Below are 15,921 nucleotides of genomic sequence, written 5' to 3' on the forward strand. Positions count from 1 at the left end.
ACCGAGACTTCGCCCGGCGGTCGCCCCGGGGACGGTTCGCGGCAACCTCCCCGCGCCACCCTGCGACTGTGCCACCGACCTGGTGCGCGCAGCCGATCAGGGGAGCAACGCGATGAGTCCTGCGACCACCCGTCTCCGTGAGCCGCACGGGCCGCACGGGCCGCACCGGCCGCCGCGGGCCCGGACCATGGCCGCCGCCTCGCTGGCAGGGCTGGCGCTGCTCGTGCCGGCCGTGCCCGCGGCGGCCGCGACGGAGGAGCCCCCGGTCGCGGCGGCCACCGCGGCACCGGCCGGCGAGTCGCTGCGGGACGACGTCGTCGACCTGGCTCTGGACGACGGCGGCGCCGCCCTCGTCACCGAGCGCGTCGAACGACTCGTCGCTCCCGGCCTGGAGCTGACCGAGTTCGCCCGCGTGTCGGCCGACGGCTGGCTCAGTGGCGAGGTGCTCGTCGTCGACCTGGCCGACGGCTCCGCGGACTTCGGCTACCTCGGTGCCGAGGACGTGGCGGGCAACGCCACCGTGTCGGAGATGGCGGACTCCGCCGGCGCCGTCGCCGCGGTCAACGGGGACTTCTTCGACATCAACAACTCCGGCGCGGCGCTCGGCACCGCCGTGGACGACGGCGAGCTGCTGAAGTCGGCCACGCCCGGGCGGCACCGGTCGGTCGTCTTCGACTCCGACGGCATGGGCCGGCTGGCCGAGCTGTTCCTCAGCGGGTCGGTCGAGGTGCCGGCCGCGGAGGGTGGCGCGGACGCCACCACGGAGCTCCCCGTGGACGGTCTCAACGTCACCGGAGTCCCGGCCGGCGGGCTCGCCGTCTACGACACCTCCTGGGGCGACGCGAGCCGAGCCCGCCCGCTGGGCAACGGCGAGACCGGCGTGGAGGTGCAGGTCGCCCTGACGGACGACGTCCGCGGCGAGGTCGTCGCCGTCGGAGCCCCGGGCGAGGGGCGGCTGGCCGACGACGTGCGCGCCCTGGTGGCGCGCCCCGGGGACGCGGCGGACACGCTGGCCGCCCTGGAGGTCGGGGTCGAGGTGACCCTCGCCTACGGCCTGCGCGAGGACGCCGGTGACGTCGCGGTCGCGATCGGCGGCGACCCGGACGACTGGCTGCTCGACGACGGCGAGGTCACGTCCGCCACGAGCAGCTTCGCCACCGCGCGGCACCCGCGCACGGCGGTCGGGTTCTCGGCGGACGGGTCTACGGCCTACCTCGTGGTGGTCGACGGGCGGCAGGCGGCCAGCACGGGCATGAGCCTGGCCGAGCTCGGGGAGCTCATGGCGCAGCTCGGCGCCGACGACGCCCTCAACCTCGACGGCGGCGGGTCGTCGCAGATGAACGCTCGCGTGCCGGGCGACACGACCACCTCGGTGGTGAACAGCCCGTCGGACGGGACGGAACGTCTGGACGCCAACGGCCTGGGCCTGTTCGTCGACGGCGGATCGGGTGTCGTGGACGCCTACGACGTGCGCACGGTCTCGGCCGCCGCCGACTCCCTGCGGGTGTTCCCCGGCATGCACCGGACGCTGATCGCCGCAGGATACGACGAGACGCTGGCCGCCGTCGAGGGCGCGCCCCAGGAGTGGACGACGACGGACGACGACGTCGCGCAGGTCTCCCGCGCCGACGGCGGCTCCGGCGTCGTCACCGGTGCCGGGGCGGGCACGGCGACCGTCCGGGCGGCGACGGTGACCGGTGACGGCGTGGCCACCGGGGCCGCCGAGCTCACCGTGCTCGGCGACCCGGTGCGTCTCACCGTGCCGGAGCCGGTGGTCACGCTCTCCGACGCCGAGGACACCGCGGCGGTGACCGTCGTCGGTCACGACGCCGACGGCTACCGGGCCCCGGTCGAGGCGCGCGACGTCGAGGTCGCCGGCGGGGACGGCGTCGCGACGCTCGAGCCTGCCGCGGACGGGTCGTTCGTCGTGCGGGCGCTGGAGCCCTCGGGCGCCGCGAGCTTCACGCTCGCGGTCGACGACCTGACGGTCGAGCTCGCCGTCGCGGTCTCCCTGGACGAGGTGGTCGTCGCCGACCTCGCCGACGCGAGCGACTGGACCTCCGCGCACGCCCGTGCCCCGGGAGGCCGGGTCGAGCCGGCCGAGGGGCACGACGGCGCCGCCGGGCTGCGGATGGTCTACGACTTCACGCAGTCCACCGCGACCCGCGGGCAGTACGCGGTGGTCCCCGACGGCGGCCGCGAGCTCCCCGGCCAGCCGCGCCAGGTGACGATGTGGGTGCACGGCGACGCGAACGGTGCCTGGCTGCGCCTGCAGGTGCAGCAGGGCGACGGCGTGGTGACCAACCTCGACGGTCCGACCGTGTCGTGGGAGGGCTGGCGCCAGGTCGAGCTCGCCGTGCCGGACGGTGTGCAGTACCCGTTGGTGGTGCAGCGGGTGCGCGCCCTGGAGACCAGCGCGGCCGCGCAGTACGCCGGCGAGCTGGTGATCTCCGACGTCCGGGCGCACGTCCCGCCCGACGTCGAGGTCCCCGAACCGGTCGAGGTCGCCGACCCGGTGGTGGTGACCGAGGGCGCGACCGACGACGCACCGCTGCGTGTCGCCGTCATGTCGGACGCCCAGTTCGTGGCCCGCTCGCCGGGATCGGGAGCGGTCCAGGGCGCCCGGCAGACGCTGGCCGAGATCGCGGCCGAGGACCCGGACCTGCTGGTCGTCAACGGGGACCTGGTCGACGAGGCCTCGCCGGCCGACTTCGACCTGGCGCGCGACATCCTCACCGACGAGCTCGCCGGCGTGGACTTCCCCTGGTACTACGTGCCCGGCAACCACGAGATCATGGGCGGCTCCATCGAGAACTTCGAGGCGGAGTTCGGCGAGCGGACGCACGTCGTGGACGTCCCGGCCGACGGCGGGACCACGCGCCTGATCATGCTCGACTCGTCCACGGGGCGTCTCGGCAGCGACTTCGCCCAGCTGCGCCTGCTGCGCGAGTCCCTGGACGAGGCCGCGGCGGACGACGCGGTGACCGGTGTGGTGACCCTGTTCCACCACCCGCTGGACGACCCGCTGCCCACGAGGGCCTCCCAGCTCTCCGACCGGCTCGAGGCCGAGACGCTGCGTGGCTGGTTCGAGGAGTTCCGCGAGACCTCCGGCAAGGAGATCGCCACGGTCGGTGCGCACGCCGGCGTCTTCCACGCCTCGACGCGGGACGGCGTCCCGTCCGTCGTCAACGGCAACTCCGGCAAGGGCCCGGCGAGCACGCCCGACGACGGTGGTTTCACCGGCTGGTCGATGGTCGGCATCGACCCGGCGGCCACGGGCACCGGCCACGACGGCTGGTTCGGGTGGGAGGTCAACGCGCGGGCCGAGCACGTCGCCGTCTCCGGTCCGGCCGAGCTCGCGGTCGACACCTCGGGACGGGTCAGCGCCCTGGTCACCCAGGACGGCGACCGCGAGGTCCCGGTCGAGTGGCCGGTCTCGGCCCGGTGGGGCGGCGACGGCGTCTTCCTCGGCGCCGCCGGGGACGCGCCGTCGGGCACCGTGCTGGCGATGGACCCCAGCAGCCGGCAGGTCACGGCCCTCGCCGCCGGCCGGGCGACGATCGAGGTCGAGGTCAACGGGACGGTGGGTACCCACGAGGTGCTCGTCCCGGCCGGGGCGCCCGGCGAGGCGCGGCTCAGCGACGACAACGGGTGGGACACCGGTCTGCGCGACGGTGACTACCAGATCATGGTCGACCTCTGGTGGGGCGAGAACGCCACCTCGCTGCGCCTCTTCGAGGACGGCGAGCTGCTGCACACCGAGGACCTCTCCCACGGGGGCACCGCGGCGCAGCGCGTCACCGTCCCGGTCACGGGACGCCACGACGGCGAGTACGTGTACACGTGCGAGCTGGTCAACGCGGCCGGGACGACCCCGTGCCGCGGCGAGCACACCGTGCGGGTCACGGACGCCACGCCGGGCACGCCCGTGCTGTCGCACGACAACCACGACCGTGACGGTGCCTACACCGTCACGGTGGACAAGTGGTGGGGCACGCAGGCCACCGGGTACGTGCTGTACGAGAACGGTACGGAGGTCGACCGGCAGGAGCTGGTGGCAGGCGTCGGCGGCGAGGCGCAGTCGGCCTCGACGCTGCTCTCCGGACGGGAGCCCGGCACGTACAGCTACACCGCGGTGCTCACCAACGACGCCGGGGAGACCCGCAGCCGGGAGCTGCGGGTCCGGGTGCGCGACTGACCGGGCACGCGGACGGAGGGCGCTCGTGCGGGGCACCGGGAGGTGCCCCCGCACGAGCGCCGTCAGGGGTCGATGTCGTCGTGCAGCACCACGCGGGACAGCTCGACGTCGCCACCGGGCAGCACCCAGTAGTGCAGCCGACGGGCCTGCGGGGAGCTGACCTGCAGCGACAGCCGCATGGCCTGGGCGCCGTCGGACTCGCGCACCAGGTAGGGGCTGCCACCGCCGTCGCCGCGCCTCAGACGGTGCAGCTCGAACCCGGAGACCTCCGGTGCGCGCCCGACGAGCACCAGGACGACGGCGCGGTGCACCTTGTCCTCCAGACCGCGCCCGACGTCGGCGAGGGACTCGCAGAACCGGGGACCCACGGCGAAGCCGGGCAGGGGGTACCGGTCCTTCTCTGCCGCGCCGATGATCTCCACCCAGGTGCGCAGCACGTCGAACCGGAGCTGTGCCTCGGGGTCCGTGAAGCACCGTGCGGGCGCGCCTGCCCCCGTGTCCTGCGTCCGGGCGCGGTCCTTGCGGGCGCTGCGGATCTTGGACTTGTACCGCTCGACGGTCGTGTGCAGCCGGTCGAGACGGTCGCGCTGCTCGCGGGCCAGGTCGCGCAGCCCGGAGACCTCCAGCTCCAGGGCCCGGACGGTGGCACGGAGCTCGGTGGCCTCGTGCTCGGCGCGGTCGGCCCGTGAGCGGTGCTCGTGCACGGACAGCTCGAGCTGGTTGACGAGGGCCTTCTTGACGGGGTTGGACGGTACCGGTTCCGCGACCACGGGCGGGGCGCCGCCGTCGGGCGGGGTGGAGGTCGACCCCGGTCCCGGACGAGGTCCGGAGCCGCGCGGCGGGACCGCCGGGCGCGGCCCCGGACCGGGGAGCGGCCGCGGCGGCGTCGTGGCGCGGTGCTCGTCCGGCGGCTCGCCGGGTGTCCCGGCGGAGTCCGTCGAGCCGAGGGAGTCGTGCACGGACGCCGGCGGCGGCAGCCACGGCGGGCCGTCGTCGAGCAGGCTGAGCGCCGGGCGCACGGGCTCGGTGTCCGCCACGTCGTCGAGCCGCAGGTCGGGGCGGATCGTGCCGCCGCCCGGTCCCGGGACAGGGTGGCCGGGCAGCAGCCGGGCCGCGACCGCCTCGCCGACGGAGAACAGGTCCCGCAGGTCGTCGTCGCCGCCGGTCGCCCGCTCCCGCGCGACCCGGACGGTCACGGCGGGGGCGAGGGCCAGCAGCACGGCGTCGTCGGCGACCTCGTGCACCTGCGCGGGGACGACGGCCCCGGGTGGGTACGCCTCCTGGACCCGTGCCAGCTGGGTGGCCGCGTCGGGGAGCATGCCGCGCACGTCGAGTCGCCGGGCGCCGGCGTCGAGGACGCCGCGCACCCGCATGCGTGGCGCCAGCAGGCGGTCGATCGGCACGATCGGCAGGGTGAGCTCCTGGGCGACCTGCGCCGTCGCGCCGGCGGACGTCTGGACCAGCGCACGGGTGCCGACGACGCCGAGGACGCGGGCACCCGTGGTGCTCCCGCCGGGGGCGGCGGCGGTCCCGGCGAGTCCGGCGGAGACGGCCGCGGTGAGGGCGTCCTGGACGAGCAGCTCGTGCACCCGGGTGCCCTCGGCGCCGTCGTCGGCGAACCACAGGGTCGAGCGCGACGGGTCGTGCACCCACTCCACGCCCACCGGGTAGACGCGGGACGCGCCGCCGTACACGGGGGTGCCCGGTGGCATGCCGTGGGAGAAGGCCCAGGACGGTTCGCCCGTGTGGACGACGACGACCTCGGCGAGCCCGCGGACCTCGTCCAGCACGCGGGCCGGGTCGACGCAGGGGCGTCCGCGGTCCCGCGTGGTGGAGACGACGACGACGGGCCAGGTGCGGTCGGGGTGCTGGAGCCGGGCGGCGAGGTCCTCGGCCTGGGCCGCGCTGCGCACGTGGTCGACCATCGTGGGCACGGCGCGCGGGCGGTCTGCCGGCCGTGTGCCGCGAGGGGCGGAGGTGCGCAGCGTCACGTCGCCTCCTTCGGCTCGCGGTCGGACCGGGACCTCGAGCCTACCGTCGTCGTGACCTGATCGTGACATTTCCCGGGGCGTTCGGCGAGCCACGCGACGAGGTGACACGGTGTCGGTTCGATGTCACGTCCTGCGCGAGCCGTCCGGGGCGCCCGCGGACCCCGACCGGTGCGAGGATGAGGGTCATGCCGATGACCCCCCGGTCGGCCGACACCGGCCCGTACGACGCCCTGCTCCTGTGCTCCTTCGGTGGCCCGAACAAGGCGGAGGACGTCGTCCCGTTCCTCCGCAACGTGACCGCCGGCAAGGGGATACCCGACGCCCGCCTCGAAGAGGTCGGCGAGCACTACTACGGGTTCGGCGGCAAGAGCCCCATCAACGAGCAGAACCTCGCGCTGAAGGCGGCGCTCGAGGCCGAGCTCGCGCGGCGCGGCATCGAGCTGCCCGTCGTGTGGGGCAACCGCAACTGGGAGCCGTACACCACCGACGCGATCGACGAGCTCGAGCGCCTCGGCGCGCAGCGTGCCGTCGCCCTGGTGACCTCCGCGTACTCGTCGTACTCGGGATGCCGGCAGTACCGCGAGGACCTCGCCGTCACCCTGGACGGACGCGGTCAGCTCGGGCCCGACGGCTCGACGGGCGTGCGGTTCGACAAGATCCGGTCGTACTTCAACCACCCCGGGTTCGTGCAGGCCAACGTCGAGGCCGTCGTCGAGGCCTACGCGCAGCTCGCCGCGAAGGGCGGGGCCCCCGCCGCGGCGAAGCTCGTCTTCGTCACGCACTCCATCCCCGACACGATGGAGGCGGCCTCGCGGATCTCGTCCGCGACCTACTCCGAGCAGCACCTGGACGTCGCCGGGGTCATCGCCGGGCAGGTCGCCGACCGGCTCGGGCACGCCGTCGAGTGGGAGCTGGCCTACTGCTCCCGGTCCGGCCCCCCGTCGCAGCCGTGGCTCGAGCCCGACGTCAACGACCTGCTCACCGCACGGGCGGGCGGAGGCCTGCGCGACGTCGTGATGTCCCCGATCGGTTTCGTCTCGGACCACATGGAGGTCGCCTACGACCTCGACACCGAGGCGATGCAGACCGCCACCGAGCTCGGGATGACCGCGGTGCGGGCGGGCACCGTCGGTACCCGCCCGGAGTTCGTGTCCGGCCTGGTCGACCTGCTGCTCGAACGCGCCGCGATCGCCCGGGGCGAGGCCGTCGCGGAGGAGACCGTCGGTGGCCTGCCGGCCTTCCGGTCGGTCTGCGAGGTGGACTGCTGCCTGCGGCGCGACGGCGAGCCGAGCGGCGTGCCCGCCCTGTGCTCGCGAGACCTCTACCGCTGACCATCCCGACCGACCGGCCCCGCAGGAGGAACGCACGATGACCGACCAGCACATCCACGCCGACACCGGTGAGGCCGTCGACGCCGAGGCGATCAACACCTCGATCCGCTACGCGATGGTCGCGGTGTTCTCCGTCGCCGAGCCGTTGCCCGCCGACCCGGTGGAGCGGGCGGAGGTCGTGGCCGAGGCGGAGACGGCGCTGTGGCGCGGTGCGGACGCCGGGTCGCGCGACGCCGCCCGGACCGACGGTGACGTCGTCGTGCGGGGCGTCTACGACGTCGCCGGCCTGCGTGCCGATGCCGACCTCATGGTCTGGGTGCACGGCCCCACCGTGGAGTCCGTGCAGGGCGCCTACCAGCGCCTGCGCGCCTCGCGGCTGGGTGCCGCGCTCGCCCCCGAGTGGTCGGTCGTGGCCCTGCACCGCGCCGCGGAGTTCAACCGGGGCCACGTGCCGGCGTTCCTCGCGGGCGAGCGCCCGCGCGACTACCTGTGCGTCTACCCGTTCGTGCGCTCCTACGACTGGTACCTGCTGCCGGACGCCGAGCGCCGCACCATGCTGCGCGACCACGGGAAGGCCGCCGCCGGCTACGAGGACGTGCGGGCGAACACCCTGAGCACCTTCGCGCTGAGCGACTACGAGTGGCTGCTCGCCTTCGAGGCCGACGAGCTCCACCGCATCGTGGACCTCATGCGCGACCTGCGGGCCACCGAGGCGCGCCGGCACGTGCGCGAGGAGATCCCCTTCTTCACGGGGCCCCGCGTCGCGCTCGCCGACTGGGCAGAGCGGCAGCCGCTCGCCTGACGGGCCGCGCCGCCGCACGGGGTGCTCGGTGCGTCCCCAGATGCTCAGCAGGCTGATGTTCGTCATGCTGGAGCCATGAGCACCGAGAGCCCCAGCGCGTCCTCAGCCCCTGCCACCGCCGGCGACCGGGTGCGTCAGGTCGTCGTGCTGCTCGGGTCGCTCCTCGCGATCGCCGGTGCCGCCCTCGGTTCCGGCGCGGCCGGTGGCCAACCGGTCTCCGAGGCGGCCGGGGGAGCCCTCTCTGCCGAGGCCACCGTGGTCGCACCCGGCTCGCCGGCCTTCTCCATCTGGTCGGTGATCTACGCCGGTCTCCTGCTGTTCGCGATCGTCCAGCTGCTCCCCGGACGCGCCGCCGACCCGCGGATGCGTGCCGTGGGCTGGTGGGTGCTCGGATCCATGCTGCTCAACGCCGTCTGGATCGGTGTCGTCCAGGCCGGTTGGCTGTGGGGCAGCGTGCTGGTCATCGTCGCGCTGCTCGCCGTGCTGTGCGTCGTCCTCGTGCGGATCGTGCGCCTCCCGGCGCGACGGCCGCTCGACACCGTCGCGACCGACGTCACCATGGGGCTCTACCTCGGGTGGGTCAGCATCGCGACGATCGCCGACGTGGCCGCGACGCTCGCTGCGGACGAGGTCGGCGGGCTGGGCCTCGGCGAGAGCGTCTGGGGCGCCGTCCTGGCCGGCGCCGGTGCGCTGGTCGTCGTCGCGGTCGCCGTCTTCGGCCGGTCGCGCCCCACCACGACCATCCCGGTCGGACTCGCCGCGGGGTGGGGTCTCGCCTGGATCGCCGTCGCCCGCACGCAGGGCCCGCTGACCGACGTCGTCGTCGCCGTCGCCGCCACGATCACGGCGGTCGTGGCCGTGGCGACGCCGGTGGTCGTCACCCTGGCGCGCCGGCCCCGCTAGGTCCGGCGGACGTGGCGACGACGACGGTGCCGCCCGGTCCGTCGTCGTCCTCGTCGTGCACGACGCGGCCCTCGAGGCCGGCCGACCCGACGAGCGCCAGGGCGCCGGTCACCTGGTCGGTACCCACCTCGAACAGCAGGCTGCCGCCCGGCCGGAGCCAGCCGGGCGCCTCGGCGACCATCCGGCGCAGCACGTCGAGACCGTCGGTGCCGCCGTCGAGCGCCACGCGTGGTTCGTGCTCCCGCGCCTCGGGCGGCATCGTCGCGATCGCCGCCGACGGGACGTACGGGGCGTGGCACAGGAGCACGTCGACCGCACCGCGCAGCCCGCCGGGCACCGGGTCGAACAGGTCGCCGCGGTGCACGGTCCCCCCGAGCGGCGTCAGGTTGGTGCGGGCGTGCGCCACGGCCGCCGGCTCGACGTCGCTCGCGTGCAGCACCACGTCCGGCAGGGCGCTCGCCACCGCGCCACCGACGGCGCCGCACCCGCAGCACAGGTCCAGCACCACCGCCGGTCGTGCACGGTCGACCCCCGCGGCCCCCGGAGCGGCGAGGGCGGCGCGGACCAGCAGCTCGGACCGTCGGCGCGGGACGAAGACGCCCGGACCCACCGACCACCGGCGCCCTGCGAGCTCCACCCACCCGAGCAGGTGCTCCAGCGGTTCGCCCGCAGCCCGGCGCACGGCGAGCGCGTCGACGTCGCCGCCGTGCTCGACGAGCAGCCGGGCCTCCTCCTCGGCGAACACGCACCCGGCCGCGCGCAGCCGGGCGACGAGCGCCTCCTCGGTGCCGGTCACGGGTACAGGCCCCGGATCTCGTGCGCCTCGGCCGTGCGCTGGACGCCGATCACCAGGGCGGCGTCCCGCAGCGAGATGCCGTCACGGCGGGCGAGGGCCGAGACGTCGGCGTACGCGGAGGACATCCGCCGGGCCAGCTTCTCGGCGATCTCCTGCTCGGACCACCAGTACGTCTGGTTGGCCTGCACCCACTCGAAGTAGGAGACGACGACGCCGCCCGCGTTCGCCAGGACGTCCGGCACCACCGTGACGCCGTTGTCCGCCAGGATCCGGTCGCCCTTGGCCGTGGTCGGCCCGTTCGCACCCTCGACGACCCAGCGCGCGCGGACCGAGCCCGCCGTGGACTCGTCGAGCACGCCCTCGAGCGCGGCGGGCACGAGGACGTCGACGTCCAGGGCCAGCAGCTCGGCGTTCGTGATCGGGTCGGCGTCGTCGAAGCCCACGACCGAGCCGGTCGCCTCGACGTGCTGCTGCAGGCGCACCACGTCGAGCCCGGCGTCCGCGCGGACGCCGCCGTACTGGTCGCTCACGGCGACGACGCGGGCGCCACGGTCGGCGAAGATCGTCGCGGCGTGCCCGCCCACCTTGCCGAAGCCCTGGATGGCGACGGTGACGTCCGTGAGCGGCACCTCCGCCTCCTTGAGCGCCGCCGCCGTCACGTGCACGATGCCGGCGCTCGTCGCGGTGCCGCGGCCGAGCGACCCGCCCACGGCGAGCGGCTTGCCCGTCACCACGGCCGGGATCGTGAAGCCGCGGTTGACCGAGTAGGTGTCCATCACCCAGGCCATCGTCTGCGCGTCCGTGCCCATGTCCGGCGCCATGATGTCGGTGTCCGGGCCGATCACCGGCATGATCTCCGAGGTGTAGCGGCGCGTCACCCGCTCCAGCTCGGCCGCCGAGTACCCGCGGGGGTCGATGCCGATCCCGCCCTTGGCGCCGCCGTACGGCAGGTCGACGATGCTGCACTTCCAGGTCATCCACATCGCCAGCGCGCGCACCTCGTCGATGTCCACCGCCGGGTGGTAGCGCAGACCGCCCTTGCCCGGCCCCCGCGAGACGTTGTGCTGCACCCGGAAGCCGTGGAACAGCACCGTCTCGCCGCTGTCACGCCGCAGGGGCACCGCGACGTGGGTCTCCCGGCGCGGCGTGGCGAGCATCTCGTGCACGCCCTCGTCGTAGCCCAGGTGCGCGACGGCGGTCGCGAGCTGGCTGTGCGCCGTCGCCAGGGGTGAGGCGTCGGCCCTCACGGGTACATCGATCGACGTCAACGGGTCCTCCTCGGAAGGGACGTGCCGGGCGATCGGGTCGTGCCCGGCGGGTCGGTCGGTCCGGTGCGGGACCGCAGGGAAACCGTAAGCCCCCACGTCCGGCGCGGGGCGCCGGGATCAGCCACGCCGTGCCCGACGGCGGAACGAGGCCGGGGTCTCGCCCGTCAGCCGTGCGAAGGCACGGGTGAACGCCGCCTGGTCGTAGAAGCCGGTCACGGCGGCCACCTCCACGATCGGGGTGGTGCCGCCGGTCAGGAGGTCGGCGGCGCGGTCCACCCGGGTCCGCAGCACGAGCTGCCGGGGGGAGAGCCCGAACACCTGCTTGACCCGGCGCTCCAGGACGGCGGGCGTGCAGCCGGCCATCGCCGCCAGGTCCCGGACCGTGAGGGCCACGTCGGGAGAGCGGTCCAGGTGCCGGTCCACCGCGGTGCGCAGGCGTGCCATCGCGTCCATCGTGACGTCGTCGGCGTCGCGCGAGCGCAGGTCGTGCGAGACCGAGACGATGCCGACCAGGTGGCCGTCGTCGTCGTGCACGGGCAGCTTGGAGGTGAGGTACCACCCGGCGGACCCGCCGAGGCGGCGGATGAGCTCCAGCTCGCCGCGCAGGGGCCGACCGCCGCGCAGCACCTCCGCGTCCTGTGCCTCGTACCGCTCGGCGAGCTCCGGCACGAACAGGTCCCGGGCACGGCGGCCGACCACCTGGCGACGCGACCGCTCGTTCGTGCGGTGCACGAACGTCCGGTTGACCAGCACGTACCGCCCGGAGACGTCCTTGGCGCAGAACATCACCTCGTTCAGCTCGTCCATGAGCGCGACCGTCGTGCGCGCCATCGCCGCCAGGAGGGCCTCGGCCGCCGGCCACGGGGGACCGCCGAGGGGCCCGACGGCGGGCGGGGGCGCGGGGTGAGGCACGGTGCTGGTCTACCCGGCCCGGAGCCGTCGGGCAAGTTTGTCGCGGGAGCCCCGCGCCACGGGCCGTCCTGTACAAGACGAGCACGGCCGAGAAGGAGCACCCTGGACGGATGAGCACCCACCTGAACGAGCGCGGCGCCACCGCCACCGGAACCGACCCGTCGGTCCACCCGACGGCTGCGGAGCTGGTCGAGGACGCCGTCGCCCTCGCGCACTCCTGGATCGCGGCCGCCGACGGCGCCGGCGGCGCCACCCGTGCCGACCGGCGCACCCGGGCCACGGCCGAGCGCCTCGGCGACCTGGTCGCCGACCCGGCGGGCCTGGACCTGGCCGTCGGCTTCGTCGACGACGTCGCCCGGCCCCAGGACGTCCGGGTCGCCGCGAAGGCGCTCGCCCGGCTGGGCCGGGACGCCGGGAGCGCCACCTTCCTGTCGCCGGTGGACCGCGCCCTGTTCCGCGTCGGCGCGGCGGTCGCCCCCGTGCTGCCCACCGTCGTCGTGCCGGCCGCCCGGGTGCGGTTGCGTCAGCTCGTGGGTCACCTCGTCGCCGACGCCGGGCGCGGGCTCGGCAAGCACCTCGCCCGCACGCGCGACGAGGGCTACACGCTCAACGTCAACCTCCTCGGCGAGGCGGTGCTCGGCGCCGACGAGGCCCGGGCACGGCTGCAGCGCACCCTCGACCTGGTGCGCCGCGACGACGTCGACTACGTGTCGATCAAGGTCTCGTCCGTGGCGGCCCAGCTCGTCACCTGGGACCTGGACGGGTCCCGCGAACGCGTGGTCGAACAGCTCCTGCCCCTGTACCGGGCCGCCCGCGAGCACGGTGTGTTCCTCAACCTGGACATGGAGGAGTACAAGGACCTCCCGCTGACCACCGCCGTCTTCCGCGACGTGCTGGACCGCGAGGAGTTCCGCGACGTCGAGGCCGGGATCGTGCTGCAGGCCTACCTCCCCGACGCCCTGGGTGCGCTCGACGAGCTCACCACGTGGGCGCAGCGCCGGGTGGCGGCCGGTGGAGCGCGGATCAAGGTGCGTCTCGTCAAGGGCGCCAACCTCGCGATGGAGCACGTCGAGGCCGAGCTCCACGACTGGGCTCCCGCGCCGTACCCCACCAAGGCCGACGTCGACGCCAACTACGTGCGGATCCTCGACCACCACCTCACGCCCGAGCGCACGGCCGCGGTACGCCTCGGCGCCGCCTCGCACAACCTGTTCCACGTGGCGCTCGCGGTGCTGCTCGCCCGTGGTCGCGGCGTCAGCGACGGTCTCGACGTCGAGATGCTGCAGGGCATGGCGCCCATCGAGGCGCGGCTGGTGCGTGCCGAGCTGGCCGCGCAGGGCGGGCCCGGCGAGCACGGAGAGGTCGTCCTCTACACGCCCGTCGTCCGCGACGAGGACTTCGACGTCGCGATCTCCTACCTCGTGCGCCGCCTCGAGGAGAACGCGGCCGAGCAGAACTTCCTGCACGCGTCGTTCGCCCCGCCGTCCGCCGTGCCAGGGGTCTCGGAGACCCCGATGGAGCGTCAGGAGATCGCGTTCCGTGCGTCCGTGGCCGGTGCGGTGCCGTTCTCCGCCGCCGACGTCGCTCCCCGCCGTCGCTCCCGCTTCGCCGCCGAGCCCGCGCCCGTCACGCATGGACCGTTCCGCAACGCGATCGACACCGACCCGTCCGTGGCCGAGCACCGTGGGTGGGCCGCCCGGCTCGTCGGACCGGACAGCGGGTTCGTGCCAGTGCAGGCTCCCGAGATCACCGACGTCACCTCGATCGACGCGGCCGTGGCACGTGCCGTCGAGGTGCGCGAGCAGTGGGCCGCGGTGCCCGCCGCCGGGCGCGCCCGGGTACTGCGCGAGGCCGCCCGCCGGCTCGAGGCACGCCGCGGCGACCTCGTCGCCGCGGCCGTGCACGAGGCGGGCAAGACCGTCGCGGAGACCGACCCCGAGGTCACCGAGGCGATCGACTTCGCGAACTACTACGCCGCGTCGGCCGAGGCGCTCGACACGGTGACCGGCGCAGAGTTCACGCCCGACGGCGTCACGCTCGTCACGCCGCCGTGGAACTTCCCGGTCGCGATCCCGATCGGCGGCGTGCTGGCCGCCCTCGCGGCCGGGTCGACCGTGCTGGCCAAGCCCGCCCCGCCGACCCCGCGCTGCTACGAGCTCGCGGTGGAGGCGGTCCGCGAGGCGCTGGCGACGGTGGCGCCCGAGATCGGCCTGGCCGCGGACGTCGCCCGCGACGCCGTGCAGTACCTGCGCGTTCCCGACGGCGACCTCGGCCAGCACCTCGTCACCCACCCGGACGTGGCCCGCGTGGTGCTGACCGGTTCCATCGAGACCGCCGAGCTCTTCGCCCGGTGGCGGCCGGAACGCCCCGTGCTCGCCGAGACGTCGGGCAAGAACGCGCTGGTGGTGACGCCGTCGGCCGATCTCGACCTGGCGGTCGCCGACGTCGTGCGCAGCGCCTTCGGCCATGCGGGGCAGAAGTGCTCCGCGGCGTCGCTGGTCGTCCTCGTCGGCTCGGTCGGCGACGCGACGACCACGACGGGCGAGCGGTTCCGCCGTCAGCTCGTGGACGCCGTCCGCTCCCTCGCGGTGGGCCTGCCGACGTCCCTGTCCACGGTGATGGGCCCGCTGACCGAACCGGCCACCGGCAAGCTCGAACGGGCACTGACCACCCTGGAGCCCGGGGAGACGTGGCTCGTGCAGCCCCGGCGGCTCGACGACGAGGCGGCGGACGCGGGGATCGACCCCGAGCGGTTGTGGACGCCCGGCCTGCGCGACGGGGTCGCGCCCGGCTCGTTCTTCCACCTCACCGAGGTGTTCGGGCCGGTGCTCGGCATCCTGCGCGCCGACAGCCTCGAGGAGGCGATCGACCTCCAGAACCAGGTGTCGTTCGGGCTCACCGGCGGCATCCACTCCCTCGACGCGGACGAGATCGCCACGTGGCTGGACCGCGTCGAGGTCGGCAACGCCTACGTCAACCGGCACATCACCGGAGCGATCGTGCAGCGCCAGTCGTTCGGCGGCTGGAAGGCCTCCACCGTCGGCCCCGGCGCCAAGGCCGGCGGCCCGAACTACGTCGCCCAGCTCGGCACCTGGTCGGACGCGGTGTCCGGTACCGACGCGCCGCCGTCGCGCGGCAACGACCCACAGGGCTGGCTCGCCTGGACCGAGGCCTCCGACGCCACGGCCTGGGCCGAGGAGCTCGCCGTCGAGCACGACGAGTCCGGGCTGAGCGTCGAGGAGAACACGTTCCGGTACCGGGCCGTCGACCAGGTCACCGTGCGCGTCGGCGACGACGCCCTGCCCGTCGAGGTGCGCCGCGTGCTCGCTGCGGCCCGCCGTGCCGGCGTGCGCACCGTCGTCGTCCCCGAGGCCGACTCCGGCTGGGGCGTGCCGCACGAGGAGCCGGTCTCCCACGCGCAGTTCGCCGCCGCCGTCGCCGACGGGCGGGTGACCGGTCGGATCCGGGTGGTCGGATCGGCCCCGGGCCTGCGCGAGGCCGCGGCGGGACGCGTCGGTGACGTGACGGTGCTCGACGGACCGGTCCTGGCCGCCGGGCGCCGCGAGCTGCTGACCGTCCTGCGCGAGCAGGCCGTCAGCCGCACGAAGCACCGGTACGGGCACCTGCGCGACTAGGTGATGTCCAGGGAGGCCGGTCCGCCGGGCGACCGGTGGACGGCCTCGTCCGGGAGGCGCTCGCGTGGACCGACGCTCGTGGTGC

The 15,921-nt window shown here is 74.9% G+C and carries 9 protein-coding genes; 5 read left to right on the forward strand and 4 right to left on the reverse strand.

The window, feature by feature from the left end:
* The first annotated feature begins 112 nt into the window (after window positions 1-112).
* Complete coding sequence (locus UQW22_RS10355) at window positions 113-4,198, forward strand: phosphodiester glycosidase family protein (protein WP_407316794.1); 4,086 nt, start codon at window positions 113-115, stop codon at window positions 4,196-4,198.
* Window positions 4,199-4,260: 62 nt separating this feature from the next.
* Here the strand turns inward: UQW22_RS10355 and UQW22_RS10360 are convergent, their stop codons facing one another.
* Window positions 4,261-6,189 (reverse strand): hypothetical protein, encoded by a 1,929-nt coding sequence (locus UQW22_RS10360; RefSeq protein WP_407316796.1) that lies wholly within the window; start codon window positions 6,187-6,189, stop codon window positions 4,261-4,263.
* A gap of 185 nt (window positions 6,190-6,374) precedes the next feature.
* On the opposite strand from UQW22_RS10360, the gene UQW22_RS10365 reads away from it, so the two are divergent.
* The 3 genes from UQW22_RS10365 to UQW22_RS10375 all read left to right on the forward strand — a co-directional run bounded on the left by UQW22_RS10365 (window position 6,375) and on the right by UQW22_RS10375 (window position 9,225).
* Window positions 6,375-7,520 (forward strand): ferrochelatase, encoded by a 1,146-nt coding sequence (locus tag UQW22_RS10365; RefSeq protein ID WP_407316798.1) that lies wholly within the window; start codon window positions 6,375-6,377, stop codon window positions 7,518-7,520.
* A gap of 37 nt (window positions 7,521-7,557) precedes the next feature.
* Window positions 7,558-8,322, forward strand: a complete 765-nt coding sequence (gene hemQ, locus UQW22_RS10370; protein WP_407316800.1) for a hydrogen peroxide-dependent heme synthase — start codon at window positions 7,558-7,560, stop codon at window positions 8,320-8,322.
* Window positions 8,323-8,397: 75 nt separating this feature from the next.
* Window positions 8,398-9,225, forward strand: coding sequence for a tryptophan-rich sensory protein (locus UQW22_RS10375; RefSeq protein ID WP_407316802.1), 828 nt, complete (start codon window positions 8,398-8,400; stop codon window positions 9,223-9,225).
* Here UQW22_RS10375 and UQW22_RS10380 read toward each other — a convergent pair.
* The 3 genes from UQW22_RS10380 to UQW22_RS10390 all read right to left on the reverse strand — a co-directional run bounded on the left by UQW22_RS10380 (window position 9,200) and on the right by UQW22_RS10390 (window position 12,201).
* The gene (locus UQW22_RS10380) at window positions 9,200-10,021 is read right to left on the reverse strand and encodes a putative protein N(5)-glutamine methyltransferase (RefSeq protein WP_407316804.1); all 822 of its coding nucleotides are present in this window, start codon (window positions 10,019-10,021) and stop codon (window positions 9,200-9,202) included. The genes UQW22_RS10375 and UQW22_RS10380 overlap by 26 nt on opposite strands.
* Window positions 10,018-11,268: a Glu/Leu/Phe/Val family dehydrogenase gene (locus UQW22_RS10385; protein WP_407316806.1), complete on the reverse strand. Its 1,251-nt coding sequence runs from the start codon at window positions 11,266-11,268 to the stop codon at window positions 10,018-10,020. Before UQW22_RS10385 ends, UQW22_RS10380 begins: the two co-directional genes overlap by 4 nt.
* A gap of 138 nt (window positions 11,269-11,406) precedes the next feature.
* Window positions 11,407-12,201: a helix-turn-helix domain-containing protein gene (locus UQW22_RS10390; RefSeq protein ID WP_407316808.1), complete on the reverse strand. Its 795-nt coding sequence runs from the start codon at window positions 12,199-12,201 to the stop codon at window positions 11,407-11,409.
* Between the two features lie 110 nt (window positions 12,202-12,311).
* On the opposite strand from UQW22_RS10390, the gene UQW22_RS10395 reads away from it, so the two are divergent.
* Window positions 12,312-15,836, forward strand: coding sequence for a bifunctional proline dehydrogenase/L-glutamate gamma-semialdehyde dehydrogenase (locus UQW22_RS10395; protein ID WP_407316810.1), 3,525 nt, complete (start codon window positions 12,312-12,314; stop codon window positions 15,834-15,836).
* Window positions 15,837-15,921 lie beyond the last annotated feature (85 nt).

The organism is Isoptericola halotolerans (assembly GCF_045689585.1).
Lineage (GTDB): Bacteria > Actinomycetota > Actinomycetes > Actinomycetales > Cellulomonadaceae > Isoptericola > Isoptericola halotolerans_B.

What these genes read in the sequence shown, in the direction of transcription:
- UQW22_RS10355 (WP_407316794.1), top strand. Translation starts at nt 113, where the DNA reads ATGAGTCCTGCGACCACCCGTCTCCGTGAGCCGCACGGGCCGCACGGG.
- UQW22_RS10365 (WP_407316798.1), top strand. Translation starts at nt 6,375, where the DNA reads ATGCCGATGACCCCCCGGTCGGCCGACACCGGCCCGTACGACGCCCTG.
- hemQ (WP_407316800.1), top strand. Translation starts at nt 7,558, where the DNA reads ATGACCGACCAGCACATCCACGCCGACACCGGTGAGGCCGTCGACGCC.
- UQW22_RS10375 (WP_407316802.1), top strand. Translation starts at nt 8,398, where the DNA reads ATGAGCACCGAGAGCCCCAGCGCGTCCTCAGCCCCTGCCACCGCCGGC.
- UQW22_RS10395 (WP_407316810.1), top strand. Translation starts at nt 12,312, where the DNA reads ATGAGCACCCACCTGAACGAGCGCGGCGCCACCGCCACCGGAACCGAC.